The organism is Sphaerisporangium sp. NPDC005288, assembly GCF_040607475.1.
Lineage (GTDB): Bacteria > Actinomycetota > Actinomycetes > Streptosporangiales > Streptosporangiaceae > Sphaerisporangium > Sphaerisporangium rhizosphaerae.
Window position 1 is genome coordinate 151,140 of sequence record NZ_JBEXGT010000003.1, and the last position, 24,246, is coordinate 175,385.

22 protein-coding genes, 2 tRNA genes and 3 pseudogenes are annotated in these 24,246 nt (G+C 71.5%); 10 read left to right on the top strand and 17 right to left on the bottom strand.

What is annotated here, in order from left to right; all coding sequences use genetic code 11:
* Positions 1-82: 82 nt before the first annotated feature.
* Positions 83-742, bottom strand: coding sequence for a lipoyl(octanoyl) transferase LipB (gene lipB / locus ABZU32_RS04270; RefSeq protein ID WP_354916925.1), 660 nt, complete (start codon positions 740-742; stop codon positions 83-85).
* Positions 743-878: 136 nt separating this feature from the next.
* Positions 879-1,085 carry a PspC domain-containing protein gene (locus tag ABZU32_RS04275; RefSeq protein ID WP_354838193.1) on the bottom strand — a complete coding sequence of 69 codons (207 nt, stop codon included), beginning with the start codon at positions 1,083-1,085 and terminating at the stop codon, positions 879-881.
* 147 nt (positions 1,086-1,232) lie between these two features.
* Between ABZU32_RS04275 and ABZU32_RS04280 the strand changes: the two genes are divergently transcribed.
* The 4 genes from ABZU32_RS04280 to ABZU32_RS04295 all read left to right on the top strand — a co-directional run bounded on the left by ABZU32_RS04280 (position 1,233) and on the right by ABZU32_RS04295 (position 6,893).
* Entirely contained in the window at positions 1,233-1,811 is a 579-nt protein-coding gene (locus ABZU32_RS04280; protein ID WP_354838191.1) for a hypothetical protein, read from the top strand.
* Between the two features lie 231 nt (positions 1,812-2,042).
* The gene (locus tag ABZU32_RS04285; protein ID WP_354916928.1) at positions 2,043-4,610 is read left to right on the top strand and encodes an ATP-dependent helicase C-terminal domain-containing protein; all 2,568 of its coding nucleotides are present in this window, start codon (positions 2,043-2,045) and stop codon (positions 4,608-4,610) included.
* Between the two features lie 239 nt (positions 4,611-4,849).
* The gene (locus tag ABZU32_RS04290) at positions 4,850-6,655 is read left to right on the top strand and encodes a hypothetical protein (RefSeq protein WP_354838187.1); all 1,806 of its coding nucleotides are present in this window, start codon (positions 4,850-4,852) and stop codon (positions 6,653-6,655) included.
* A gap of 16 nt (positions 6,656-6,671) precedes the next feature.
* A complete protein-coding gene (locus tag ABZU32_RS04295; protein WP_354916930.1) occupies positions 6,672-6,893 on the top strand; it encodes a hypothetical protein in 222 nt (73 codons plus the stop codon).
* A gap of 102 nt (positions 6,894-6,995) precedes the next feature.
* Here the strand turns inward: ABZU32_RS04295 and ABZU32_RS04300 are convergent, their stop codons facing one another.
* From ABZU32_RS04300 to deoC, 4 genes are read right to left on the bottom strand one after another with little or no spacing between them, the layout of a single operon-like run.
* Entirely contained in the window at positions 6,996-7,865 is an 870-nt protein-coding gene (locus tag ABZU32_RS04300; protein ID WP_354916933.1) for an aldehyde dehydrogenase family protein, read from the bottom strand.
* On the bottom strand, positions 7,858-8,067 hold the full coding sequence (locus ABZU32_RS04305) for a hypothetical protein (RefSeq protein WP_354916936.1): 210 nt from the start codon (positions 8,065-8,067) through the stop codon (positions 7,858-7,860). Before ABZU32_RS04305 ends, ABZU32_RS04300 begins: the two co-directional genes overlap by 8 nt.
* Positions 8,060-9,514 carry an aldehyde dehydrogenase family protein gene (locus tag ABZU32_RS04310; RefSeq protein ID WP_354916939.1) on the bottom strand — a complete coding sequence of 485 codons (1,455 nt, stop codon included), beginning with the start codon at positions 9,512-9,514 and terminating at the stop codon, positions 8,060-8,062. The genes ABZU32_RS04305 and ABZU32_RS04310 overlap by 8 nt, the downstream gene beginning before the upstream one ends.
* A 10-nt stretch (positions 9,515-9,524) precedes the next feature.
* The gene (deoC, locus tag ABZU32_RS04315; RefSeq protein ID WP_354838740.1) at positions 9,525-10,481 is read right to left on the bottom strand and encodes a deoxyribose-phosphate aldolase; all 957 of its coding nucleotides are present in this window, start codon (positions 10,479-10,481) and stop codon (positions 9,525-9,527) included.
* 157 nt (positions 10,482-10,638) lie between these two features.
* Here deoC and ABZU32_RS04320 point away from each other — a divergent pair.
* Positions 10,639-11,060 (top strand): annotated as a pseudogene (locus ABZU32_RS04320) (transposase).
* Positions 11,061-11,152: 92 nt separating this feature from the next.
* On the opposite strand, the gene ABZU32_RS04325 reads toward ABZU32_RS04320, so the two are convergent.
* Both ABZU32_RS04325 and ABZU32_RS04330 read right to left on the bottom strand, forming a co-directional pair.
* Complete coding sequence (locus ABZU32_RS04325) at positions 11,153-12,445, bottom strand: hypothetical protein (RefSeq protein ID WP_354916942.1); 1,293 nt, start codon at positions 12,443-12,445, stop codon at positions 11,153-11,155.
* A gap of 291 nt (positions 12,446-12,736) precedes the next feature.
* Positions 12,737-12,997: pseudogene (locus tag ABZU32_RS04330) on the bottom strand (transposase family protein); the annotation flags it as partial.
* A 7-nt stretch (positions 12,998-13,004) separates the two neighbouring features.
* Between ABZU32_RS04330 and ABZU32_RS04335 the strand changes: the two are divergent.
* From ABZU32_RS04335 to ABZU32_RS04350, 4 genes and pseudogenes are all read left to right on the top strand, one after another.
* Positions 13,005-13,515, top strand: a pseudogene (locus tag ABZU32_RS04335) (IS5 family transposase); the annotation flags it as partial.
* A gap of 155 nt (positions 13,516-13,670) precedes the next feature.
* Positions 13,671-13,838, top strand: coding sequence for a hypothetical protein (locus tag ABZU32_RS04340; RefSeq protein WP_354838177.1), 168 nt, complete (start codon positions 13,671-13,673; stop codon positions 13,836-13,838).
* A gap of 266 nt (positions 13,839-14,104) precedes the next feature.
* Entirely contained in the window at positions 14,105-16,972 is a 2,868-nt protein-coding gene (locus tag ABZU32_RS04345; RefSeq protein WP_354916945.1) for an AAA family ATPase, read from the top strand.
* 263 nt (positions 16,973-17,235) lie between these two features.
* Positions 17,236-17,805, top strand: a complete 570-nt coding sequence (locus ABZU32_RS04350; protein ID WP_354838173.1) for a TMEM165/GDT1 family protein — start codon at positions 17,236-17,238, stop codon at positions 17,803-17,805.
* 10 nt (positions 17,806-17,815) lie between these two features.
* On the opposite strand, the gene ABZU32_RS04355 is transcribed toward ABZU32_RS04350, so the two are convergent.
* The 8 genes from ABZU32_RS04355 to ABZU32_RS04390 all read right to left on the bottom strand — a co-directional run bounded on the left by ABZU32_RS04355 (position 17,816) and on the right by ABZU32_RS04390 (position 22,518).
* On the bottom strand, positions 17,816-18,937 hold the full coding sequence (locus ABZU32_RS04355; protein WP_354916948.1) for a UDP-N-acetylmuramate dehydrogenase: 1,122 nt from the start codon (positions 18,935-18,937) through the stop codon (positions 17,816-17,818).
* 148 nt (positions 18,938-19,085) lie between these two features.
* Entirely contained in the window at positions 19,086-20,225 is a 1,140-nt protein-coding gene (locus ABZU32_RS04360; protein WP_354916951.1) for a hypothetical protein, read from the bottom strand.
* 130 nt (positions 20,226-20,355) lie between these two features.
* Positions 20,356-20,784, bottom strand: coding sequence for a MaoC family dehydratase (locus tag ABZU32_RS04365; protein WP_354838167.1), 429 nt, complete (start codon positions 20,782-20,784; stop codon positions 20,356-20,358).
* A 3-nt stretch (positions 20,785-20,787) separates the two neighbouring features.
* Positions 20,788-21,237, bottom strand: a complete 450-nt coding sequence (locus ABZU32_RS04370) for a MaoC family dehydratase N-terminal domain-containing protein (protein WP_354916954.1) — start codon at positions 21,235-21,237, stop codon at positions 20,788-20,790.
* Positions 21,238-21,574: 337 nt separating this feature from the next.
* A complete protein-coding gene (rpmG, locus tag ABZU32_RS04375) occupies positions 21,575-21,739 on the bottom strand; it encodes a 50S ribosomal protein L33 (protein ID WP_089324515.1) in 165 nt (54 codons plus the stop codon).
* 78 nt (positions 21,740-21,817) lie between these two features.
* Positions 21,818-21,891: transfer RNA gene (locus tag ABZU32_RS04380), tRNA-Met, on the bottom strand.
* A gap of 209 nt (positions 21,892-22,100) precedes the next feature.
* Positions 22,101-22,176 (bottom strand) — tRNA-Thr (locus tag ABZU32_RS04385).
* A 123-nt stretch (positions 22,177-22,299) separates the two neighbouring features.
* Positions 22,300-22,518 carry a transposase gene (locus tag ABZU32_RS04390; RefSeq protein WP_354916957.1) on the bottom strand — a complete coding sequence of 73 codons (219 nt, stop codon included), beginning with the start codon at positions 22,516-22,518 and terminating at the stop codon, positions 22,300-22,302.
* Positions 22,519-22,748: 230 nt separating this feature from the next.
* On the opposite strand from ABZU32_RS04390, the gene ABZU32_RS04395 reads away from it, so the two are divergent.
* A complete protein-coding gene (locus ABZU32_RS04395) occupies positions 22,749-23,717 on the top strand; it encodes an SPFH domain-containing protein (RefSeq protein ID WP_354916960.1) in 969 nt (322 codons plus the stop codon).
* 39 nt (positions 23,718-23,756) lie between these two features.
* On the opposite strand, the gene ABZU32_RS04400 is transcribed toward ABZU32_RS04395, so the two are convergent.
* Positions 23,757-24,242, bottom strand: coding sequence for a MarR family winged helix-turn-helix transcriptional regulator (locus ABZU32_RS04400; RefSeq protein ID WP_354916963.1), 486 nt, complete (start codon positions 24,240-24,242; stop codon positions 23,757-23,759).
* Between the last annotated feature and the right edge of the window lie 4 nt (positions 24,243-24,246).

Sequence of the window (24,246 nt, forward strand, 5' to 3'; positions counted from 1 at the left end):
CCGCGCCGGCGAGAAGGCCGCCGGCGCACGCCGCGCCGTCCCATGGCGGGAAACCCGGCCCGTGGTCGGCGCCGACGAACTCTCAGGAGGTGGACGCCTCGTATGCCTCGGCGACCAAGCGGCGCACCTGGTCCATGGACGGCGGCTCGGGCAGTTCACGCGCCAGCGAGGTCATGTCGACGTCGGGCATGCCGCACGGGATGGCGTAGTGCCACGGGTCGAGGTCGCCGTCGACGTTCAACGCGAAGCCGTGGCTGGTGACGCCCCGGCTCGCGCGCATGCCGATGGAGACGACCTTGCGGCCGGTGCCGCGCGTCCAGACGCCGGTGAGCAGCTCCGACCCCGGCGGGGTCTGGCGGCGCTCGGCCGGCAGGCCGAGCTTCTCCAGCGCCTCGACCATGCGCAGCTCCACCTCGCGGACATAGTCCACGACGCCCTCGTCCGGGCGGAGCCGGACGATCAGGTAACCGACGAGCTGCCCCGGCCCGTGGTAGGTCAGCTGGCCCCCGCGGCCGGTGAGGACGACGGGGATGCCGTGCGAGGGATCGGGCAGGTGCTCGGCGGCGGTGCGCTTGGTCGCCGTGAACACCTGCGGGTGGCTGAGCAGCCACAGGGTGTCGGGCGACTCGTCGCGCTGCCGCGCGGCGACCAGGTCGTTCATGCGATCCATGGCCTGCTCGTAGTCGACGAGGTCGTCGTCCACCAGGGTCAGCGGCCGCGCACGTACGCTTCGTTCGCTCACGGCTCCGAGCATACGTCCCATGAAAGGATGACAAACCGCCCACGCGTCGTCGCGGGACGGCCTCGCCCCCGCGACCGGCCGCCGCCGGCCGCGGGCCCAGGGACGACGGGCCCGAGGACCACGGGCCCGCGCGGCGTCAGTGCCGGTAGGCGGCCGCCGAGTCGTAGGCCGCCGGGGCCTTCGGCACGAAGGCCCACATGATGAGGTAGATGACGAACTGCGGGCCCGGCAGGATGCAGGACAGGATGAACAGCAGGCGCACCATGGTGGGCGGCCAGCCCCACTTCTCGGCGATGCCGCCGCAGACACCAGCGATGATCTTGTACCTTCTCGAGCGATACATTAAGACTCCTCCCCCGTTCCGTTGTCTTGACCAACGAACGAGACTCCTGCCCCGTTCCGGAGTGGACATTCGTCATCACCCACCCACGTACGCCGCCGGAAGGCGGACAAGCCTTAGGGTGGCAATCCCCTGACTATGGAGAGCAACGTGGACCTCCCCACTCTGCAGGCACAGCGCCGCCTGCTCGTCCGGCAGAAGATCACCATGATGGTGAACCGCTATGTGGTCCACATAGAGCAGCCCGACGGCTCCGAGGGGCCGATGGTGGCTTTCGCCGAGCAGAAGCGCCTGGCGTTCAAGGAGCAGGTGACCCTCTACACCGACGAGTCGCGCCAGTACGTGCTCGCCGGGTTCAAGGCCCGCAAGGTGCTCGATTTGGGCAGCGGTTACGACGTCGTGGACCACGCCGGCCAGCCGATCGGCTATTTCCGCAAGGAGTTCGGCGCGTCGCTGCTGCGCTCCACGTGGCACTTCCAGCAGCCGGGCATGCCGACGTTCACCGGGCAGGAGCGCAATGTGCTGGTCAGCATCCTGCGCCGGTTCGTCGACTCGCTGTCGTGGCTGCCGTACCACTTCGACTTCGGCGCCGGGGCGCAGATCGCCTTCTCGGTGGACCGCAAGTACGGACTGCGCGACCGCTACATCGTGGACATCCAGGATCCCCGGCTCGACCGGCGAGTGATCATCGCGATGGCCGTCGCCCTGGACGCGCTCCAGGCCCGATGACGCCCGGCGACGCCCGTCTGGCCCGTCTGGCCCGTCTGGCCCGTCCCGCGTCCAGCACGGCCCTGTACGAGATCAGGCGGTAGGCCGCCACCACGTCGGCCGCGGCCAGGTCGGCCATTCCGTCGCCGACGAAGGTCGCGGCCCGCCGGCCGTGCCGGCACCCGCCCGATCGTGACGAGCCTCATCATCGGCCGGTGCCCCGCACTCCGCCGGGTGCGGCAAGCTCGGTACATGACCGTGGAGGAGTCGCGCGCGGGTGACCTGCCCGTCCGCCAGGCGCTGCCCGAACTGCGCGCGGCGCTGGAGGGGGCCGGCGGCGCCGTGCTGGCCGCGCCGCCCGGCACCGGCAAGACGACGCTGGTGCCGCTGGCCCTGGCCGGGCTGTACTCCGGCGGCCCGCCGCGCCGGGTGATCGTGGCCGAGCCCCGGCGCGTCGCCACGCGGGCGGCGGCCCGGCGCATGGCCTGGCTGCTCGGCTCGCGGGTCGGCGAGGAGGTCGGCTTCACCGTACGCGGCGAGCACCGGCCCGGCCGGCGGGTGCAGGTCATGACGACCGGCGTGCTGCTCCAGCGGCTCCAGCGCGACCCCGACCTGGACGGCGTCGACGCCGTGCTCGTCGACGAGTGCCACGAGCGCCATCTTGACGCCGACACCGCGCTGGCGTTCCTGCTCGACGTCCGGGCGACCCTGCGGCCCGACCTGCGACTGCTGGCCGCCTCCGCGACCGCCGACACCGCGCCCTGGTCGCGACTTCTCGGGGACGCTCCAGTGGTGCGCGCCCCCGGCACGGCGCACACGGTGCGGGTGGTGTGGGCCCCGCCCCCGCGTCCGGTCGCCCCGCCGCACGGCATGCGGGTGGACCCCGCCCTGCTCGCCCACGTGGCCGGGGTGGTCCGGCGGGCCCTCGACGAGCGGGAGGGCGACGTGCTGTGCTTCCTGCCCGGCGTCGGGGAGATCGGGCGGGTCGCCTCCGCGCTGGCCGGCCTGCCCGCCGAGATCGACGTGCTGCGGGCCCACGGCAGGGCGGAGGGGCTGGAGGAGATCCTGTCGCCCGGGGCGCGCAGGCGGGTGATCCTGGCCACCTCCGTGGCCGAGTCCAGCCTGACCGTCCCCGGGGTGCGGGTGGTGGTGGACGCCGGGCTCGCGCGCGAGCCGCGCACCGACCACGGCCGCGGCCTCGGATCGCTCACCACCGTGCGGGTCTCCCGGGCCTCCGCCGAGCAACGCGCCGGGCGCGCGGGCCGCGAGGGGCCGGGCACCGTCTACCGGTGCTGGACCGAGGCCGAGCACGAGCGGCTGCCCGAGCAGGCCCAGCCCGAGATCGCCCTGGCCGACCTGACGGCGTTCGCCCTCCAGGCCGCCTGCTGGGGCGCCCCGGACGCCTCCGGGCTCGCGCTGCTCGACCCGCCGCCCCCCGCGTCCATGGCCGCCGCGCTGCGCACGCTCCACGCGCTCGGCGCCCTCGCGGACGGGCGGGTCACCGCGCGCGGCCGGCGGATGGCCGGGGTCGGCGTCCATCCCCGGCTCGCCCGCGCGCTGCTCGACGGCCCGCCCCGGGCGGCCGATGTGGTGGCGCTGCTGTCGGAGGAGCTTCCCCGCACGGCCTCCGACGACCTGGTGGCGCTGTGGCGCGAGGCCCGGCGCGGCGGATCCCCGGCCTGGCGCAAAGAGACCCGCCGCCTCACCCAGGCCGCCCACGCCGCCGTCCACGGAACCGAGGACGACACGGCGGCCGATGCCGGGGACACGGCGGCCGGCGCGGGAGCCCGGCGGCAGGCAGCGTCGCGCGGCGGAGCCTGGAGAGAAGCGGAGGCACACGACCGAGCCTGGGAGGAGGCGGGCACGCGCGGCGGAGCAGGGGACGACGCGGTGGCCGGGCTCGTGGTGGCGCTGGCCTATCCCGAGCGGGTGGCGCGCCGCCGCGGCGGCGGGTACCTCATGGTGTCGGGGACGGCCGCGACGCTGCCCCGCGACTCCCGGCTGGCCTCGGCGGAATGGCTGGCCATCGCGGTCGCCGACCGGCCAACCGGCGCCGCCTCGGCACGGGTGGCACAGGCCGTGGTCATCGACGAGGACGTCGCCAGGATGGCCGCGGCGCCGTTCCACCGCGTCGAGGAGGAGATCGGGTGGGACGGCGAGGTCGTGGCGCGCCTGGTCGAACGGCTGGGCGCCGTCGAGCTGTCGTCCACCCCGTTGCCGGCCACCCGCGCCGGCGAGGCGATCATGGCGGGCCTGCGCGCCGAGGGGCTGTCCCTGCTGCGCTGGACGCCGGAGGCCGTGGCGCTGCGCGACCGCATGGCCTTCTGCCACCGGGTCCTCGGCGCCCCCTGGCCGGACGTCTCCGACGCCGCTCTGATCGAGGCGGCGCCCACCTGGCTCGACCTCCCGCGCCTGCGCCGCCGCGCCGACCTGGCGCGGGTTGACGTGGCGGCGGCGCTCAGGCGGCTGCTGCCGTGGCAGGCCAGGCTGGAGGAGGTCGCCCCCGAGCGGATCACCGTGCCGAGCGGCTCCCGCGTCCGCGTCGACTACTCGGGAGACCAGCCGGTGCTGGCGGTCAAGCTCCAGGAGCTGTTCGGCTGGGAGGCGGCGCCGCGCGTCGCCGGGGTCCCGCTGGTGGTCCACCTGCTCTCGCCGGCCGGACGGCCCGCCGCCGTCACCGCCGACCTGGCCTCCTTCTGGCGGGAGGGCTACCGCGCCGTCCGCGCCGAACTACGCGGCCGCTACCCCCGCCACCCCTGGCCCGAGGACCCGAGCAGCGCCGTCCCCACCCGCCACACCAACCGCCGAGGACCGGGCTGACCGCCCCGCTCATCCCTCAAAGCGGTTGATATCGAAAAGCGCCGCTTAAACACCGAGAATTTCGATAGACAGTCGTTTTCGCAATATAACCGTACGAACATCGGCTCCCGAGTCTCGTTTCCATCAAGAAAGCCGGGGCCGCTACTCTCCGTGTCAACCTCCGGTGCCGGTCGGGCGATTTTCCTGTGTCAGGTACGCGTGGCACCGCACCCACACACCGGAGAGGTTCGGGTCCCTCAATGAAATGGTCGAATATCTGCTGCGTGGCGCTCGGGGCGGTGAGCGCGGTGTGCGGCTGGCTGGCCCTGCTTCCGCTCCCCGGCGACGACGGCATGCTCACCGCGCGGCCGGCTCCGCTCGTCCATCCGCGCCCCTGGATGCTCGCGGCCTGCCTCGCCGCCGCCATCGCGCTCGTCATCCTGCGTGACGGCCGGTATCGCAGGCGGGCGAAGGCGCATGAGCCCTCCCACTGGGACGGCGTCACGGTGGCCACCATGCAGAGGGTCCTGGCGCTGCGTGACGAGGCCACCCGCCCGGACATGCTCGCATCGGTGCCGGTCTTCCTGTCGATGATCCTCCAGCCGGAGAAGTCGCGGACGCGGACGGTGGAGACCATCTCCCTGGAGAGCCGCGTCGTCGTCCAGGACGTGCGCATCGAGATGTCCTTCCCGGCCCTGGAGGACGGGCCCTGGACCCTCCCGCGTCCCGAGCCCGGCCCCGGCCGGCGCCCCCGGCGGCGGGGGGCGGAGCAGGCTCCGGCCGAGCGGCCGGGCGGTGAGACGTATGTGCCGATCCTCACCTGCCTCAAGCGCGAGATGGTCGACAACTTCGAGGTCAGGGCGCGCGACGGGGCCCTGCTCGACATCCTCTGCCATGACGAGACGATCCAGCTCATCTCCTCGTCTCTGTACTTCCTGATCGAGCTCGTGCTGAGCGACGCGCACGCGGGCGCGCCCGTCTCCACGGAGCGCGTCCAGAAGGCCGCGGTGTCGTTCCTGATGCCGATCTGCGGCCGCCTGTCGGACGAGGCCGCGGCCACGGCCATCGACAAGGGCCTCGGCTACATCGGCGTCCGCGCGGACAGCCCCTGCGAGAAGGTGCAGTGGCTGCGGGAGTTCGTCAACACCCTGGGCGAGGCCGGCCCGATCGTCGCCGTCGTCCCCGAGGCGATGAAGTCGCGGCGCCTGCAGGTGTCCTACCGCCGCACGATGGTGCCCCCGAGCACGTCGCGGCAGCCCCGCCACCGCCTGCGCCTGGCTCTCGGGCTGCGGCCGGTGACCATGCAGATGGCGCCGGGGATGGCGCACAACTCCACGTCCTACCACCTGCAGATCAAGGCGCCCGAGTCGCAGTACCTCATGGAGCAGACGCTGCGCTGCGCCGACTGCGGCGACCCGCTCAGCGCCTCGGAGATCGAGACCGACGGGTCGCAGACCTGCGTCCACCTCAAGCTGTCACAGGACACCGAGCCCTACTTCCAACTGCTCGGCAAAAGAGGTCAGAACTACGCCCACCTGTACATGCGCGGCTTCACCGGCATGGACTGGCGGAAGATCAAGTTCACCTCCTCGTTCGGGGAGGTGCCGCCCGGCACGCTGGCCAGCGCGGTCGTCACCGCGGCCACCTCGCTGTCCCTGATCGGCGCGGTGGCGCTGGCCGAGGCCAGAGGGCTGCCGCGCACCAGCGACGTGCCCGCCCTGCTGCTCGCGCTGCCGGCCGTCGCGGCCTCGTGGTTCGGCTTCTCCTCCGACAACGAGGCCGTGCTCCGCTCCTCGCTCGCCGCCCGATGTTCACTGATTTTGGGCGGTTTAACGTCATTAGTGGCATGCGCCCTGTTTATCGTTACCCGAACCATCGAAGACGCGCAGAAAGCCGATTCACTGCCCCTGATGGACAACGGGATGCGATGGTGGGCATGGGTCGGTTTGGCCTACCTCGCCGGCGCCAACTTCGGTTACGTGTCGATCCAGCTGGTAATCCGCTCCAGCGCCTACCGCCGTCTCTTGCGAAAGGAGTCCGCCGTCGATGACAATACGATTAACTGACGAGGTGGTGCCGCCTATGACCGCTGACCGACCAGACGGGGTCTACGTCGTCGAGCCCATCGAGTACATCCGGTCACGCGCGCTCCCCGACCTCCCGACGCTCCGCGACCGCGAGCAGGTGCGGACGCTGCTGCGCGACACCCGCGACTCCATGCGCTCCTGTTCCGCCGAGCACATCGCCGAGTTGATCAACGAGGTCTTCCAGGACCAGGCCGAACCGGACCGCACGCCCCGCTGAGCCGGCGTCGCGCCAGCACCCAACCCCGCGCCAGGCCCGGACAGCGGTGCGACGACCCCGGCGTGCCAAGGCCGTCGCACCGCGTCGCCACCTCGCGCCGGGTCAGACTCCGATGGGGTGCCAGACGGTCTTGGTCTCCAGGAAGGTCGTCATGCGGTCTGTGCCGGGGTCGGCGAGCCAGTCGGTCTTGCCGGCCGGGCGCAGCACCCGCTTGAGGTTCTCGGCCGCGGCCTGCTGGCAGGACACCGCCAGCTCCTCCGGGCAGCCGGTGAGGTCCACGGCGTTGACGTCCATGTGCGACGCCAGCCACGGGGCCAGCTCGGCGAGCCTGCCGGTCAGCAGGTTCACCACCCCGCCCGGCAGGTCGGAGGTCGCCAGCACCTCCGCCAGCGTGATCGCCGGCAGCGGCGCGCGCTCGGAGGCCACCACCACGCAGGTGTTGCCCGTGACGATCACCGGGGCGATGACCGACACCAGGCCGAGCAGCGGGCCCTCCCCCGGCGCCATGACCGCGACGACGCCGGTCGGCTCGGAGGTGGACAGGTTGAAGTAGGGCCCGGCGACCGGGTTGGCCGCCCCCTGGACGGCGCCGATCTTGTCCGACCAGCCCGCGTACCAGACCAGCCGGTCGACGGCGGCGTCCACCAGCTCGCCGGCCTTGCGCGCCGACACCCCGTCGGCGGTCGTCACCTCCTCGACGAACTGCGCCCGGCGGCCCTCCATCATCTCGGCGATGCGGTAGAGGATCTGGCCCCGGTTGTAGGGCGTGGCGCCGGACCAGCCGGGGAACGCCTTGCGGGCCGAGGTCACCGCGTCGCGGGCGTCCTTGCGCGAGGCCAGGGCGGCGTTGGCGAGGAAGTCGCCCTTGGAGGAGGTCACGGCGTAGGACCTTCCGCTCTCCGAACGCGGGAACGCCCCGCCGATGTACAGCTTGTACGTCTTGCGCACGGCGAGCCTGCCCGGCTCAGTCATCGCCTCTCCAGGTGATCTCTTCCGGCGAGAGCCGCGCCGTCAGGATCACCTGGCGGCAGCGGCTCACCCCGCAACGATGGGCGAACCAGCCCTGGCGGGCGGTCGTGGCCGTAAGGCCGGAACGGGCGTGGGCGTGCCCGCGGGTGATCTGCGCCCGGCGGACCCGGCGGGGCGCCCGGCGGTGCTCACAGGGGTCAGACATCGAGGTAGGCCTCCAGTCCGTGCCGCCCGCCCTCGCGTCCGTATCCGGACTCCTTGTAGCCGCCGAACGGCGATGCCGGGTCGAAGCGGTTGAAGGTGTTGGCCCACACGACCCCGGCGCGGAGCTTGTCGGCCATCCACAGGATGCGCGACCCCTTTTCGGTCCACACCCCGGCGGACAGCCCGTAGGGGGTGTTGTTGGCCTTCTCGACCGCCTCCGCGGGCGTGCGGAAGGTGAGGACCGACAGCACCGGGCCGAAGATCTCCTCGCGTGCGATGCGGTGCGACTGGGCGACCCCGGTGAACAGCGTGGGCGGGAACCAGAAGCCCTTGTCGGGGATCGGGCAGGGCGGCGACCAGCGCTCGGCGCCCTCCTGCTCGCCCGCCTCGCTGAGCGTCCTGATCCTGTCGAGCTGCGCCGCGGAGTTGATCGCGCCGATGTCGGTGTTCTTGTCCAGCGGGTCGCCGAGCCGCAGCGTGGCCAGGCGACGCTTGAGCGCCGCGAGCAGCTCCTCCTCGATCGACTCCTGGACCAGCAGCCGCGAGCCCGCGCAGCACACGTGGCCCTGGTTGAAGAAGATGCCGTTGACGATGCCCTCGACGGCCTGGTCGAGCGCGGCGTCGTCGAAGACGATGTTGGCGGCCTTCCCGCCGAGCTCGAGCGTCAGCTTCTTGCCCGTCCCGGCCACCGAGCGGGCGATCTGGCGGCCGACCTCGGTGGAGCCGGTGAAGGCGACCTTGTTCACGTCCGGGTGGGAGACCAGCGCCTGCCCGGTCGCCCCCGCCCCGGTGACGATGTTGACCACGCCGGGCGGCAGGTCGGCCTGGCGGCAGATCTCGGCGAACGCCAGCGCGGTGAGCGGCGTCGTCTCGGCCGGCTTGAGCACGACGGTGTTCCCGCAGGCCAGCGCGGGCGCGATCTTCCAGGCCAGCATGAGCAGCGGGAAGTTCCACGGGATGACCTGCGCGGCGACCCCGAGCGGCCGGGGTTCGGCGAAGCCGCCGTCGGGCGTCCTGCGGGCCAGCCCGGCGTAGGACAGCTTGTCGGCCCACCCGGCGTAGTAGAAGAAGTGCGCCGCGACCAGGGGAAGGTCGACGTCGCGCGACTCGCGGATCGGCTTGCCGTTGTCCAGGGACTCCAGCACGGCCAGCTCGCGGGCGCGCTCCTGGATGATGCGGGCGATGCGGAACAGGTACTTGGCGCGCTCGCGGCCGGGGAGCCGCCCCCAGACCGACTCGTAGGCCTTGCGCGCCGCGGAGACCGCCCGGTCGACGTCGGCGTCGGAGGCGAGGGCGAACTCCGACAGGACCTCTTCGGTGGCCGGGTTGACGGTCTTGTCGCGCTCGTCCCCCAGTGAGTCGACCCACTCCCCATTGATGAACAGGCCATAGGACGGCCGGATGTCGACGATGTCGCGCGACTCGGGCGCCGGTGCGTATTCGAACATGGGGGCCGCCTCAGTCGAGGGTGAAGTAGTCGGGGCCGGCGTAGCGGCCGGTGGCCATCTTCTGGCGCTGCATCAGCAGGTCGTTGAGCAGGCTGGAGGCGCCCAGCCTGAACAGGGCCGGGTCGAGCCAGTCGGCGCCGGCGGTCTCGTTGACCAGCACCAGATACTTGATCGCGTCCTTGGTGGTGCGGATGCCGCCGGCCGGCTTCACGCCCACGACGCGGCCCGCCTGCTCGCGGAAGTCGCGCACGGCCTCCAGCATCACCAGCGTGACGGGGAGCGTCGCGGCCGGGGACACCTTGCCGGTCGAGGTCTTGATGAAGTCGGCGCCGGCCAGCATGGCCAGCCAGGACGCCCGCCGCACGTTGTCGTAGGTGGCGAGCTCCCCGGTCTCCAGGATGACCTTCAGGTGGGCGTCCTCCCCACCGGCGTCGCGGGCGCAGGCGGCCTTGATCGCGACGATCTCGTCGTACACCTTGCGGTAGTCGCCGGACAGGAACGCGCCGCGGTCGATCACCATGTCGATCTCGTCGGCGCCGTCCTGGACGGCCTGCCTGGTCTCCTCCACCTTGACGCCGAGGGACGATCTGCCGCTGGGGAAGGCGGTGGCCACGCTCGCCACCTTCACGCCGGACCGGCCGAGCGCCTCCACGGCCTGCGGGACCAGGTCGGGGTAGACGCAGACGGCGGCGACCTTGGGAACGGAGGGGTCTGCGGGGTCGGGCCGAACGGCCTTGGCGCACATCGCGCGCACCTTGCCGGGGGTGTCGGCTCCTTCCAGGGTGGTCAGGTCGACCATGGAGATGGCCAGGTCGATGGCTCGGGCCTTGGCCGTCGTCTTGATGGAACGGGTGCCCAGCATCGCGGCGCGCTGATCGGCACCCACACGATCGACACCGGGCAGGCCGTGCAGGAATGCCCTCAGGGACGCGTTCGACGACGCGATCTCCGTGGGCGAGGTCGTCAGTGTTGACACCTCACCAGCATCGCCGACCGGCCTGATTGTTCCAAACCGGGCCGCCCGCCCGGCGGGGCCCGCGGCGTTTCATCACCTGTCGCCTACGGTCCTATTAAGACCGTGACTCGTTTGGCGGTTGATCGTTGGATGGGTCGTGGATGCTTTCATGCAGCGGTTGGTCCCCGACGAGCTGTGGGAGCTGTTCCAGCGGGTGGTGCCGCCCCCTCCGACTCGGCCGCAGGGCGGGGGACGGCGGCGGGTCGACGATCGTCTGATTCTCGCGGCGATCGTGTACGTGGCCACCACCGGCTGCGCGTGGCGTCAGCTCCTACCGGTCTTCGGTGCCTCGTGGCAGACCGTGCACCGCCGCTTCACCGAATGGAGCGCCGCGCGTGTGTGGGCCAAGCCCGCCGCGGCATCGAGTCCAGCAAGCGGCTTGGGCGTCACCGCTGGGTAGTCGAGCGCACCGTTTCCTGGCTGACCGGCTGCCGCCGCCTCCACCGCCGTTACGAGCGCCGGGCCGACCACTTCGCTTCCTTCGTCGCCATCGCCGCCGCCCTCATTTGCTACCGCCGCCTGGCCAAATGAGTCACCTCTTACGCGGCGGGCGACGAAAAGGGGTCGGCATCCAGAGCGCCGGCCCCTGATCGCTCAAATCAGATCATTCGAGATGTCGTCGATCATCCGGGGATGATGGCGATGCCGGGGAACGCCAAGGTCGCGTTGCTCCACGGGGTGTAGTACATGCGCCAGGAGCAGATACGGCCGGTGGTCACGTAACCGGTGCACGTCACCGAGGCGCTGGTGTCGATGGCCGTGACCACACCGGCCGCGTACACCTGGGTGGTGTTGCTCGGGTTCACGTATTCAACGGGGCCGCCGCTGTCGCCCTGCCCCACCGCGTTGACCATGTTCTGCTGCTCGGCGCGGACGAGGCCGGTGATGATGTAGCCAACGTTGATGGTGACGTTGACCTGCGTGGTCCGGATGTTGCAGTTGGTGCCGGAGTAGGCGCCGGAGGCGCAGAGGTAGGTGCCGACGACCGAGGTGGCGGTGCCGATCACGGGGTTGCTGAACTCGACGCTAACGATCGCGAGCCCTTGCGAGTCGACCGGGTTGTTGAAGACCCGGCCGCCGGCGCTGGCGCCGATGAGCAGCACGTCGCGGCTGTTGTCGTCGTGCGTGACGTTGCCCATGACCTCATTGGTCGGGTCGGTCGCGGTCTGGCCGATCGCCGCGCAGTGCCCGGCGGACAGTATCTTCTTCTCGGGGCCGGGTTCGAGAACGCCCTGGTAAGTCACGGCGAAGCCGGTCGAGCAGCCGCCACCGGTGCTGACGTTGCGCCAAGCGCCGCCGCCATACCACGGCGCACTGTCGTTCCAGCGGGTGGCCAGTTCGGGCTTGACGCCTTGCTCGATGCTGACCGGCACCGCCGCGTCGGCGATCGCGGTGCGGGCCGCGTCGACGACGGCGCTGGAGGCCGCCAGGCCCGAGCCGTCCTGCAGTGCCGTGATGGAGGTGAGCGTGCTGCTGTTGGCGCGGATCAGGCGGTCCGCCTCCCGCTGCAGCTCACGCGCCGAGTACTTCGCCGGTAGGACGTTGATTCCCACGTCGCGCCGCAACTGGTCCACCAGTTCGTTGACCTGCCTGGGGGGCTTGCCCTTCCAGTACACGCGCAGTTCACGGTTCTCCGGCGCGGCGATGACGCCGGCGTAGCCGCTGCCGCCCAGAGCGGTGATGCGGTCGGCGGCCTTGATCATCTTCTGCTGGTCGAGCAGCAGATCCTTCCAGGAGGCGTAGCCGCCGGGGACCGCTCCGGTGTGCTCGACGGCCCCGGTGGTCCGGGGCTTGATCGGATCGGGCGCGCTGGCGGCCTGGGCGGTGCCCATGCCGGCGGCGGCGAGCACGATTCCCGTCGCCACGGCGAGGTGGCGGAATCGTGAGAGTTTCAAGGTGCTGGGGGGGTTACTCACCGGGTTGATCCTCCTTGGGCATTACGGTGACAAACCCCGGTATGTCATGCTAATAAAGACCGATCAATAGCTTGACCCTTACGGTCGGCGATGGTAAATGCTTATTGTTCACCGCCCGAATGCCCGGATCCGACCATCCGATTATCAGGGGTAGGGGCAGGTGATCTGGCCCACCACCTGGGCACACGAATTCACGGCATCCGGAACCTCGCGAAAAGGACGCTTGCCGGATAATGTCCGCATCCGGACATGCCTAAGACCGTGACTCGCTTGCCCATCGAGGAACTCATTTCATCCTCGCGCGGCCTGAGCTATGCGGTGGTTCTGTAGGACGGCGATGGCCTTGACCAGGCGGCCGGCCTTGTTCGGACAGCAGCGGAGCTTGCGCAGGATGCGCCAGCTTTTGAGATGGGAGTTTGCGCGTTCGTCAGGGCCGCGGAGCTTGGCGTGGGAGCGGTTGGCGTGCTTCTGGGAGGCAGGCTTGTAGGGCGTGATCACGACGGTGGCCCCAGAGCCCTGATACCCCTTGTCGGTCACGGTGAGGATCCCTGCCCTTTAGCTGGACTGGTCGCGGTGCGCGATCGACTCGGTCAGTGTCCGGGCGGTCAAAGGGGGGATCTGACAGGCCTGAATCCTGTCGATCGCGGCAAGAAAGGGTCGAAGATCCACCTCATTACCGAACGGAGTGGTCTGCCGATCTGTGTCGCGGTCAGTGCCGCCAACACCCATGACAGCCTGGCGTTGGAGCCGCTGGTACGCAGCATCCCGTCCATCCGCTCCCGTCGCGGACCACGACGCCGCAGGGCCGCCAAGCTCCACGGCGACAAGGGCTACGACTACCCCCACCTGCGCGCCTTCCTGCGCGGCCGTGGCATCGTCCCGCGCATCGCCCGCCAGGGGATCGAATCCAGCCACAGGCTTGGACGGCACCGTTGAGTCGTGGAAAGGACCGTCTCCTGGCTGCCAGCTGCCGACGATTACACCGCCGCTACGAACGCCGGGCCGACCACTTCGCGTCCTTCGTCGCCATCGTCGCAGCCCTCATTTGCTACCGCCGACTCACCAAATGAGTCGTCGTCTAAGGGGCCTAAGGCGGCTCAGAGCGCCTTAGACGGTCCTAGGCCGTAGGACGCCCGGGAGATAAGGCATCCGCCCGATGTGGGAGGGGGCGCCTTAGCCCGAATCTAGAGATGTCAGAGAAGACGACATCGAAGGAGAAGCCGAAATGGCTCCCGAGCTCCACTACCAGCTCATCATCAGCCGCGTGGCCGAGCTGCACGCCGAGGCCGGCGAGCACCGCCGCGCCCGTGAGGCCGCCTCCGGCCGCAAGGCCCGGTCCGAGGGCTCGCAGCACCGCCTGCGCGCCGCCTTCGGCAAGCTGCGCACCTCGTGACCGCCCTCGGTCACGCCCTCCCCGGCGTGCCGCGGGCCCGGTCGCGGGCCGACGGCGAGCCGGAGGGGCGAACCCCGCGATCTCGTCCGCGGCGATCGCGGCTGAGACCCTCGCGCACGATGCCCGGCCGGGACCTCCCTCCCGGCCGGGCGTCACAGCCGCCGTAACGGCCCGGGAGGGGGCGCTCCCCATCCTGTTCACCCTGACCGAAAAGCAGTACGAAAGACGCTATTGGGCATGACATGCTGGCAGACATGGTGGGCCGGATGGTGAGTCCTGTCTTCGTGGGCCGACAAGCCGAGTTGCGCACTCTCTCGGACGCCTTCGAGCAGGCGCGCAAGCAGGCGGCGTCCGCCGTCCTCCTCGGGGGCGAGGCCGGCGGGGGGAAGACGCGCCTGGTTTTGCGCTTCACCGACGAGGCCGCCTGCACGGGCGCGCACGTCCTGGCCGGCGGCTGCGTCGAGCTGTCCACCGAGGGCCTCGCCTACGCGCCGTTCACCGCCGCCCTGCGCCAGCTCGTCAGGGAGATGGGCGCCGCAGAGGTGGCCGCCCTGCTCCCGGAAGGCGCCGCCCGCGACCTGGCCCGCCTGCTGCCCGAGTTCGGCGAGCCCAGCGGCGAGCGGGAGACCGAGACCGGCCGCGCCAGGCTGTTCGAGCAGATCCTCACCCTTCTCGAACGGCTGGCGGAGCGCCGGCCGGTCATCCTGGTCATCGAGGACATCCACTGGGCCGACCGGTCCAGCCGCGACCTGATCGCCTTCCTCAGCCGCAACCTCAGGACCGCCCCGATCCTGATGATCATGACGTTCCGCTCGGACGAGCTGCACCGCCAGCACCCGCTGCGCCCGGTGCTGGCCGAGCTCATGCGCGTCGAAGGGGTGGCGCGCATCGACCTGCCCCGCCTGAGCGAGAGCGAGGTCGCCGCGCAGATCGCCGGCATCCGGGGCGACGCGCCCGAGGCCGCGGTCGTCCGCAAGGTCTACCAGCGCAGCGAGGGCATCCCGCTGTTCGTCGAGGCGCTGATGGAGCGCGGCGACGACTGCTCCAGCGTCCCCGACTCCCTCCAGGACCTGATCATCGGCTCGGTGGAACGGCTGCCGGAGGACAGCCAGCGCGTGCTGCGCGTCGCCTCGGCCGGCGGCAACCGCGTCGGCCACGAACTGCTGGCCGCGGTCACCGGCCTGTCCGACATCGACCTGGAGAACGCGCTGCGCCCCGCGATCGCCGGCAACGTCATGCTGGTGGACGGGCGGGCGTACGTCTTCCGGCACGCCCTGATCCGCGAGGCCGTACACGATGAGATGCTCCCGGGCGAGCACAACCGCATCCACGCGCGCTTCGCCGAGGAGATCGACCGCGACCGCAAGCTCGTCCCGCCCGGCCGCGCCGCCATCGAGATCGCCCACCACTGGTACTCCGCGCGCGACCACCTGTGGGCGCTGACCTCCGCCTGGGAGGCCGCGGCCAAGGCCGCCGACGCCTTCGCCTACACCGAGCAGATGCAGCTGCTGGAGCGCGTGCTGTCGCTGTGGGACCGCGTGCCGGACGCCGCCGAGCGCATCGGCGCCGACCACGTCGGCATCCTGGAGCGGGCCTCGGAGGCCGCCGCCATCAGCGGCGAGATCGAGCGAGGCCTGAAGTTCGTCAAGGGCGCCCTGGCCGAGCTGGACGAGGCCACCGAGCCCGAACGGGTCGCCTACCTTCTCGTGCGCCGGGCGCAGCTCACCATCGACCGGGGCCGGCGGGGCGCGCTGCCCGACCTGCGCTACGCCGAACGGCTCGTGCCCGCGCCGAGCGCCGCCCGCGCCCAGGTCCTGTCCCGGCTCGGCTCGTTCCTGATGTTCAGCAACGAGACCGACGAGGGCACCGTGCTCACCGAGGAGGCCCTCCAGATCGCCCGCGACCTCGGCGACGTGTGCATGGAGGCCGACCTGCTCTGCACCCTCGCCCTCGGCCACTCGCTGGCCGGCGACCTCGAGGGCGCGCTGCGCACCAACGAGCGGGCCATGGAGGCCGCCACCGAGCTCGGCAACCAGCGCATCGTCCTGCGCACCATCGGCAACAAGGTGGACGCCCTGAACAACCTCGGCCGCTCCGAGGAGGCCGTGGCCCTGGCGCTGGAGGGCGACGCGCTGGCCCGCGAGTACGGCCGCTACCGGGTGAGCGGGGCCTTCATCGCCAACAACCGGGCCGAGGCCCTGGAATCGCTCGGCCGCTGGGACGAGGCCCTGGAGGTCATCGAACAGGCTTTGGCGCTGGACCCCATCCCGAAGATCCGCGGTCACCTGCGGCGCCTGCGCGGCCAGGTCGCCGCCGGACGGGGCGAGGTCGACCTGCTGGAGCAGGCCCTCGCCGAGGTCGGCGCCCTGCAGAACGAACGCGACGAGTACGCCCAGGAGTGGCTGACCAACCTGCGCCTGCGCGTCGAGCTCCATCTGCTGCGCGGCCGTCCGGGCCCGGCGCTCGACGACGTCGAGGAGATGCTGCGGGTCGGCGACATGCCGCACTCCAACAAGGCGATGCTCGGCTGGCAGTTCATGGCGCAGGCCCGGCTGACCTGCGAGGTGGCCGCCGCGGCGCACCCCGAGCGGGCGCGGGAGGTGTGGCACCGGGCCCAGGGGCTCTTCGCGACCATGAAGTCCGACGGCCCGGTCGCCGACGCCTTCGGGCTGATGTTCACCGGCGAGCACGACGCGGCCGCCGCGGCCTGGCAGCGGCTGGGCCGCCCGTACCCGCGTGCCCGGTCGCTCACCCATGCCGCCGCGGCCCGCGCCAAGGCCGGCGACCGCGACGGGGCGGCGGCACGGCTGACCGAGGCCCGCGCCATCGCCGCCGGCCTGCGCGCCCGGCCGCTCATGGGGGAGATCGAGGCGCTCGCCCGCCGCGTCGGGGTGACCGTCACCGCGGGCCCCGCGGCCCCGGTGGACGCCTCGGCGGCCCCTGATCTCACGCCGCGCGAGCTGGAGGTGCTGCGGCTGGTCGCGCTCGGCCGCTCCAACCGCGACATCGCGGGCGAGCTGTTCATCTCGGCGAAGACGGTCAGCGTGCACGTGTCCAACATCCTGGGCAAACTGGCGGTCTCCACCCGCGGCGAGGCGGCCGCCGCCGCCCACCGCCTCTCCCTGTTCACCTGACCTGCGCCGGAGCCGGTGGCCCGACGTGCCGGTCCACCCCCTGAGCGCCGTCGGGTAGGGTGGGGCGAACACCGAAGGGGAGTAGTCCCGAACCGCGTGGTCGACATGCTGGCGTGAGCCCGGTCGCGTGGGCCTCGATGAGGCGGACGAGACCTTCGGCCCGTTGTCGTGCACGTGCGCGGCCGGGCCGAAGCCGACTCCCCCGAGCTCTCTGGTGATGCCGCTTCCGGCCCGGTCGCAGGAACAAGAAGGGCGACCCCCCTGTGGAAGCGTTCTGGATAAGCCTCGGCGTCATCTTCGTGGCCGAGCTGGGCGACAAGAGCCAGCTCATGGCCATGACCTTCGCCACCCGCTTCAAGCCGTTGCCGGTGCTCGCCGGCATCACCTTGGCCACCGCCGTGGTCCACCTGCTCAGCGTCGGCCTCGGCGGCCTCATCGGCGACGCCCTGCCGACCACGGCCATCTCGATCGTCGCCGGCGTGGCCTTCCTCGGCTTCGCGCTGTGGACGCTGCGCGGCGACGAGCTGAGCGACGAGGAGTCGCGCAAGGCCGAGCGCACGACCCGCAACGCGCTCGTCGCCGTCACCGTGGCGTTCTTCCTCAGCGAGCTGGGCGACAAGACCATGCTCGCCACCATCACCCTCGCGACCCAGCACGGCTGGTTCGGCACCTGGGTCGGCTCCACGATCGGCATGGTCGCCGCCGACGCGCTGGCCATCCTCGTCGGGCGCATGCTGGGCAAGCACCTGCCCGAGAAGGTCATCCGCTACGGCGCCGCCGCCGCCTTCGCCGTCTTCGGCATCCTCCTCATCGCCGAAGCCCTCATCGGCTGACCGGCGGCGATCAGAGCGTCAGGCGGACCAGGACCGGCTCGGGGACGAGGGTCACACCGAAGGCGGCATGGACGCCGTCGCGGACCTCGCGGGCCAGGGCCAGCAGGTCGGCCGCCGTCGCCGGGGCCGGAGACGGGCGGGACGGGACTCCGAGGGCGACCTCCTCGGGGTCGCTCGGGAAGCCGGTCACCGCGTGCCCGCCGGGGTTGGTGAGGGCGAGGGTGTGCTTGGTGGAGATGCGCGCCGGGCCCCGCCGGTGGCCCTTGGCGAAGCCCGCGTGCTCGATGAGCCATGCGGCCGGCACCTTGACCGCGCCGCCGGGCATGTCCCAGCGGGGGTACCCGGGAGCCCGGGCCTCCAGCTCGGCGGCCCGCTCCGCGGAAAGCACGGGGTTGGTGAAGAACGACCCGGCGCTGCAGGTGTCGGGATCGGCGGCGTCGAGCACCATGCCCTTGCCCCGGCGCAGCTCCAGCACGGCGTGGCGGGCCTCGTGCAGGGTGACCCGGTCGCCGATGGCGACGCCGAGCTTCGCGGCGAGCTCCTTGTACGCGATCGGTCCGGACTTGTCCGACCTTTCCAGCACGTACGTCACGGACAGCACGACATAACGGGCCAGGTCCGCCTTGAACGCGCTGTGCCGGTAGGAGAACCCGCACTGGGCGGCGTCCAGGTCGAGCACCTCGCCCGAGCGCCGGTCGTAGACGCGCACGCCGGTGACCGTCTGCGAGACGTCCTGCCCGTACGCGCCGACGTTCTGGATCGGGGTCGAGCCGACCAGCCCCGGAACGCCGGACAGGCACTCGACGCCCGACCAGCCCTCGGCGACCGCCCGGGTGACCAGCGCGTCCCAGTCTTCCCCGGCCCGCGCGGTCACCACGACACGATCGGCCTCGTCGCGCACCTCGACCCCGCGCGTGCACACGCGCACGACCAGGCCGTCGAAGCCCTCGTCGGAGATGACCAGGTTGCTGCCGCCGCCGAGGACCAGCACGGGCTCACCGGCGCGGTCGGCGACCGACACCAGCTCGACGAGCTCCTCGTCGGTGGACGCCTCCGCGAAGGCGCGGGCGGCGCCGCCCACTCTCAACGTGGTGAACGGCGCGAGCCGCACCCCGGCCACTCGGTCAGCCATGCGTCTTCCCCAAGGACATGCGGAACGGCACGCGAAGGCCGCGTGCCGGCCATCAGCCTAGTGCCGCCCCGGCGCCCGCCGGCGTCACCGGGCCCCGGCTCCGGCATCCGTCGGTGTCACCGGGCCCCGGCTCCGGCGCCCCGCCTGGTCAGTAACGGCGCGGCGCGTCCGCGTTGCGCGCGTCCTCGGCCCTGTCCTCGTCGTCCGGCCTGTCCCCGCCGGCGCGGAGCTTGGCCAGCACCCGGTCGTAGGTGCGGCGGGATTCCCGCTCGCGGTAGTCGGGGTCGACGTCGTGGTAGCCGCGGTGGCGCTCCTGGTGGACCGGGAGGGGCTCGTTCGGGACGACCAGCGTGCCCGGCAGCGACAGCGAGAACTCCAGGTCGGCGTTGCGGTAGTACCGCGCCTTCTCCGGGAAGCCGCCCGCCGCCAGGGCCTGGTCACGCCGGACGGCGAACAGGTAGCCCAGCAGCCCGCGCACCCGGCCCGGCCCCGCGTCGTGCCAGTCGAGGCCGCCCTCGTCGGGGTCGACGCCCTTCCAGCCGGCGGCGACGACGTCGCCTCCGAGCGCCGCGACCAGCGGGGTGATCGCGTCGCCGTCGAGGATCGTGGAGGTCTCCATGACGACGTGCACGTCCCCGGAGTCCAGCGCCAGGAGCCTGTTGCGGACCGCGCCCCACCCCGCCGGACCGCCGCGCCAGTGCGGGGCCTCGGCGACGTGCCAGGCCTCGATGCGGCCGGGATGACGCTCGGCCAGCTCGTGCAGGACGACCCCGGCCTCCTCGACGTTCCCGAGGTCCACGGCGAGGATCTTGGCGTCGGTGTGGCCCACCAGCGCGTCGACGCACGTGCACAGCTCGGCCGGGCCGCCGTCGACCAGGAGGGCCACGGTGACCGCTCCGGGGGCGCCCTCGGCGTGGTCGCGCGCCGGCGTCGCGGCGCCGGCCGCCTGGTCCAGCCGGGAGGCCGCCAGCGTGGAGTCCCACAGCATCTGCGAGGCGACCATGTTCCGGGTGCCGGTCTCGGCCTCGGTGCTCTCGGCCACGTCAGAGGCTCTGTCGGCGCCACCGCCCGGCCAGTCGGGCGTCAACGGGACGGGAATCGACGCGACCGTGGGCCAGACCTTGAACGGCTTGGGCGTCAGCTCGAATCCGCCGGCCTCGTCACGGACCAGCCAGCCCGCGTCCTCGATCTCCTGGCGCAGTGCGTCGGCAGCGGCGAAGTCACGCTCCGCACGGGCCTTCGCCCGTTGCTCGGCGAGTCCATATACGTGGTTCGGTGGCTCAGTCACGCTCGCCCCAGTACCCACCTGGCACCGAAGCATTCAGGCCGCCCCGGCTCGCCCCCCGATTCGGCGGCGAGCCGGTGCCCCCGGGCGGGCCGGTGCCCCTGGTGAGCGGGACCGTCAAGCGAGCGGACGGTCAGGCGAGCTGGACGGTGGCGCGGGCCCGGGACAGGACGCGCGAGTCGCCGGACCTGGCGGTGAGCGCGATGACCACGCGGTCGCCGTCCAGCTTCTCCTCCACGAGGCCGCTCACCGTGATCACGGCGCCCTCGTCGTTATCCGGGACGACCACCATGGACGAGAAGCGGACGCCGTAGTCGACGACCGCCCCGGGGTCGCCGGCCCAGTCGGTGACGAAGCGGCCGGCCTGGGCCATCGTGAACATGCCGTGCGCGATCACGTCGGGCAGGCCCACGGCCTTGGCGTGCCGCTCGTTCCAGTGGATGGGGTTGAAGTCGCCGGAGGCCCCGGCGTACATCACCAGGTTGACGCGGTGGACGGGGTACTCGACGGCCGGGATCTCCTGGCCGACCTCGACCTCGTCGTACTTCACGGTCGCCGTCATCGGTTACGCCGCCCCTCCGCGCTCGATCAGGGTGTTGTAGGTCCTGCACACCGGTTCGCCCTGGACGGTCGTCACCTCGCTGGTCACCGTGAGCAGCTCGTTGCGGCCGACGCTGCGGATCTCGGAGATGGTCGAGGTGCACAGCAGCTCGTCGCCCGCGTAGATCGGCCGGGTGTACTCGAAGCGCTGCTCGCCGTGGACCACCATGGCGAAGTCGAGTCCGAGCTCGGGATCGGCGAGGGCCGCGCCGACGCCCGTGACACTGAACACGATGGGGAAGGTCGGCGGGGCGACGACGTCGGGGTGGCCGGCGGCCTTCGCGGCCTCGGGGTCGCGGTAGATCGGGTTCTGGTCGCCGATGGCGGCCGCGAACTCCTTGATCTTGACTCGGCCGACCTCGTAGGAGCCGGACGCCGGATAGGTCCGTCCGACGAAATCTCGGTTCAAAGCCATCGTGCCGGTGCCTTTCGACGCGCGCGCGGAGCTGACGGAGGCGGTGCCCACGGACGATTCGCCGGGCCGCCCGGCGAGGGCTGGTGGACATCGCGCCAGCCCGACCGTAACAGAACAACCTTCGGCCGTCGCGAACCACCGGCGCGGCCGGGCGTGCGGGCGCGGGTCGTTTCCGGACGCGACAAACCGGCGCCCTCAGGGAGAACGCCGGTCGTGCGTGATGGTGCCCAGGGGTGGCCGAAGGCGCCGGGCCTTCGTGCTCACCATGCCCTGTCGCCGCCCGTCCAGTGGACGGCGGCGTCCGTCGCGGCCGTGCGGCGCGGCGGGCGGTGGGACCCTAGCGGGTCTCGCGGTGCGGGCGGTGGCACCTGCAGTTGGGGCAGTACTTCTTCAGCTCAAGCCGGTCCGGGTCGTTGCGCCGGTTCTTCCGCGTGATGTAGTTGCGGTGCTTGCACTCCTGGCAGGCCAGCGTGATCTTCGGCCTAACGTCGGTGGCAGCCACGTGGGAGTGCCTTTCTACGTTTGGGACACATGGACAACCCGAACCCGGTCACCCTTCACAGGGGACCCGGCAGGGTAGTAGCGGAGGCCGGACTTGAACCGGCGACACAGCGATTATGAGCCGCTTGCTCTGCCTGACTGAGCTACTCCGCCTCAGGCCGGCGAACTGGACCGGCCACGAAAGGATACCCGACCCGTCTGACGATCGCGCACGCCCATCGCGCGCCCGATCGGGACCAGGCGCTCCCAGTATGCCTGATCACGGGACCCCCATACTTCCCCTATTTCAGGCGACCGGCGAGCACTGGTATCCCACAAGCGAAAAGCCCCACCCGGAATTCCGGGAGAGGGCGATTACGCTGTGGAGCCCCTTTACGGAATCGAACCGTAGACCTTCTCCTTACCATGGAGACGCTCTGCCGACTGAGCTAAAGGGGCCTGCCTCGCCGCGTTTCGCGTTACCGCTCCGCGCTTCGGACAGGTGTAACCATACACTCCCCCAGCGGTCGACGCGAATCAGAACGTCCACCGCAGCCGCCTCCGCGACGGCCCGGCGGGGGGCTAGCGCAGGGCCTCGGTGCGGGCGCGCGGGGAGCGGGCGCCGAACGGCACGGTGATCACTTCGCACAGGTCGGCGAGGTCCAGATATCGGCGCAGCTCGTCGACGGCGGAGCAGTCGGTGACGAACTCGCCGTACCGCCACAGACGGAGCACCTGGCACCCGCCGCGCGTCGCGGCGGTGATCTCGTACCCGTCCGGTCCGACCCAGCGCGTCTCCATAGCCGCACAGAGTATGCCTGATGCCCGACAGTTGCCCGAATTATCGGCATTCGCTCTATCACCATCGTCACCGCCGGACACGGTGGTAGTGGCACCGGTCCACGCCGGCATACGGCCGCGAAGACGGGCCCCGCAGGAGACTTGTGGAGTTGTTCAACAATACTTACATTTGAGGGTACTCCGTACGAGCGCCACCCCCATCTCACAGCGGCTCTACCTTGGAGGCCCTCATGTCCGTGCGCGCCGTATCGGCTTCCGTGGCGGCGGTCGTGGCCGTCATCGTCGCCATCGTCAGCGTCATCGGCCTGCTCAGCGGCTACGAGAGCACCGACGGCGGCGAGGTGGCGGTGGTCCGCGACGGCGGGCCCCTCGACGACAACCGGGTGCGCGGCGTGATCGACCCCGCCTCGAGCCTCACCTGGACCGGCTGGTGGTCCGAAGTGCACCGATATCCGGCGCAGCAGCGCTTCTACACCATCACCGCGGACCCCAAGCGCAGCACCCTGCTCGGCGTCGACGTCGTGACCGTCCCGAGCAGCGACGGCGTCAACATGGGCATCGAGGGCACGCTGTACTTCACCCTCAACCTCGACCACCAGACCCTGCGGCTGTTCGACGACAAGTTCGGCACCCGCAGGTTCCGCGGCCAGGACAACGAGATGCGCTACGCCTACGAGGGCGAGGAGGGCTGGTCCGGCTTCTTCGGCCAGGCCATCAGGCCCGTCGTGGACAACGCCCTGAGGAGCCAGATCGGCGTGTTCCGCTGCGCCGAGCTCGTCTCCTCCTGCGCCTTCGTGGAGAGCGGCGCGGCCCAGAAGGCCGTCCGGCTCACCCCCCGGGACAACAACGCCGCCCTGGTCAAGGTGCAGAACGCCGTGAACAGCACCCTCGCCGGCGACCTGCGCCAGATGCTCGGCGCGGACTTCCTGGTCGACCTGCGGTTCAACCTGGTCAGGATCACCCTGCCCACGCAGGTGCAGTCGGCGGTGGACCGCGCCCAGGCGGCCTTCGCCGGAGTGGCCGAGGCCCAGGCCGCCGTCGCCCAGGCGCGCGCCCAGGCAGACGCCAACAAGGCACGCCAGGACGGCTACGACCGGTGCCGCACCTGCGCCGAGATCGAGAAGCTCAAGGCCCTCCCCCAGGGCATCACCGTCTACGCCCCCGGCAACGGCGCCGCGCTGTCGCTGCCCACCAGGTGACGGCGCCTGTCGCCGCCCACCAGGCGACGGCGCACGGCGTCAGTCCTGGCCGAGGTCGCTCGCGGCCAGCTCGTTGAAGCGGGCGAGCATGCCGGCCAGCAGCTCGACGTCCTCCTGCGGCCAGGCGCCGAGCATGGCGTAGAAGCGCCGCTGGCGGGCCGCCCGGGCCCGGTGGAGCCTGGCCTGGCCCTCGCCGGTGAGGGCCAGGAGCTGGGCGCGCCCGTCCAGCGGGTCAGGCTGCCGCCCGACCAGGCCGAGCTCCTCCAGCACCTTGATCTGGCGGCTGATCGTCGCCTTGCCGACGCCGAAGTAGGCCGCCAGGTCGCTCGGGCGGGCCGGCGCGGCCTCGTCGATGCGGACGAGCAGGCTGTAGGCGCCCGGTTCGAGCTCGGGGTGCACCTCGCGGGCCACCTCGGCCGACAGCGCCCGGGAGCGCCGGAACAGCAGGCCGAGCTGGCGCTCCAGCGCGCAGTATGCCTCGTACTGCTCGACGGGCACCGCCGTCTGCGTCTCCATCGTGGTCATCTCG

Bases quoted from the DNA above. Each gene is read 5' to 3' on its own strand.
- ABZU32_RS04400 (WP_354916963.1), bottom strand. From the start codon at position 24,242: ATGACCACGATGGAGACGCAGACGGCGGTGCCCGTCGAGCAGTACGAG.
- ABZU32_RS04285 (WP_354916928.1), top strand. From the start codon at position 2,043: ATGACCGTGGAGGAGTCGCGCGCGGGTGACCTGCCCGTCCGCCAGGCG.
- ABZU32_RS04310 (WP_354916939.1), bottom strand. From the start codon at position 9,514: ATGTTCGAATACGCACCGGCGCCCGAGTCGCGCGACATCGTCGACATC.
- ABZU32_RS04345 (WP_354916945.1), top strand. From the start codon at position 14,105: ATGGTGAGTCCTGTCTTCGTGGGCCGACAAGCCGAGTTGCGCACTCTC.
- ABZU32_RS04340 (WP_354838177.1), top strand. From the start codon at position 13,671: ATGGCTCCCGAGCTCCACTACCAGCTCATCATCAGCCGCGTGGCCGAG.
- ABZU32_RS04305 (WP_354916936.1), bottom strand. From the start codon at position 8,067: ATGTCTGACCCCTGTGAGCACCGCCGGGCGCCCCGCCGGGTCCGCCGG.
- ABZU32_RS04365 (WP_354838167.1), bottom strand. From the start codon at position 20,784: ATGACGGCGACCGTGAAGTACGACGAGGTCGAGGTCGGCCAGGAGATC.
- ABZU32_RS04395 (WP_354916960.1), top strand. From the start codon at position 22,749: ATGTCCGTGCGCGCCGTATCGGCTTCCGTGGCGGCGGTCGTGGCCGTC.
- ABZU32_RS04275 (WP_354838193.1), bottom strand. From the start codon at position 1,085: ATGTATCGCTCGAGAAGGTACAAGATCATCGCTGGTGTCTGCGGCGGC.
- ABZU32_RS04295 (WP_354916930.1), top strand. From the start codon at position 6,672: ATGACCGCTGACCGACCAGACGGGGTCTACGTCGTCGAGCCCATCGAG.
- ABZU32_RS04355 (WP_354916948.1), bottom strand. From the start codon at position 18,937: ATGGCTGACCGAGTGGCCGGGGTGCGGCTCGCGCCGTTCACCACGTTG.
- ABZU32_RS04290 (WP_354838187.1), top strand. From the start codon at position 4,850: ATGAAATGGTCGAATATCTGCTGCGTGGCGCTCGGGGCGGTGAGCGCG.
- ABZU32_RS04300 (WP_354916933.1), bottom strand. From the start codon at position 7,865: ATGACTGAGCCGGGCAGGCTCGCCGTGCGCAAGACGTACAAGCTGTAC.
- ABZU32_RS04390 (WP_354916957.1), bottom strand. From the start codon at position 22,518: ATGGAGACGCGCTGGGTCGGACCGGACGGGTACGAGATCACCGCCGCG.
- ABZU32_RS04370 (WP_354916954.1), bottom strand. From the start codon at position 21,237: ATGGCTTTGAACCGAGATTTCGTCGGACGGACCTATCCGGCGTCCGGC.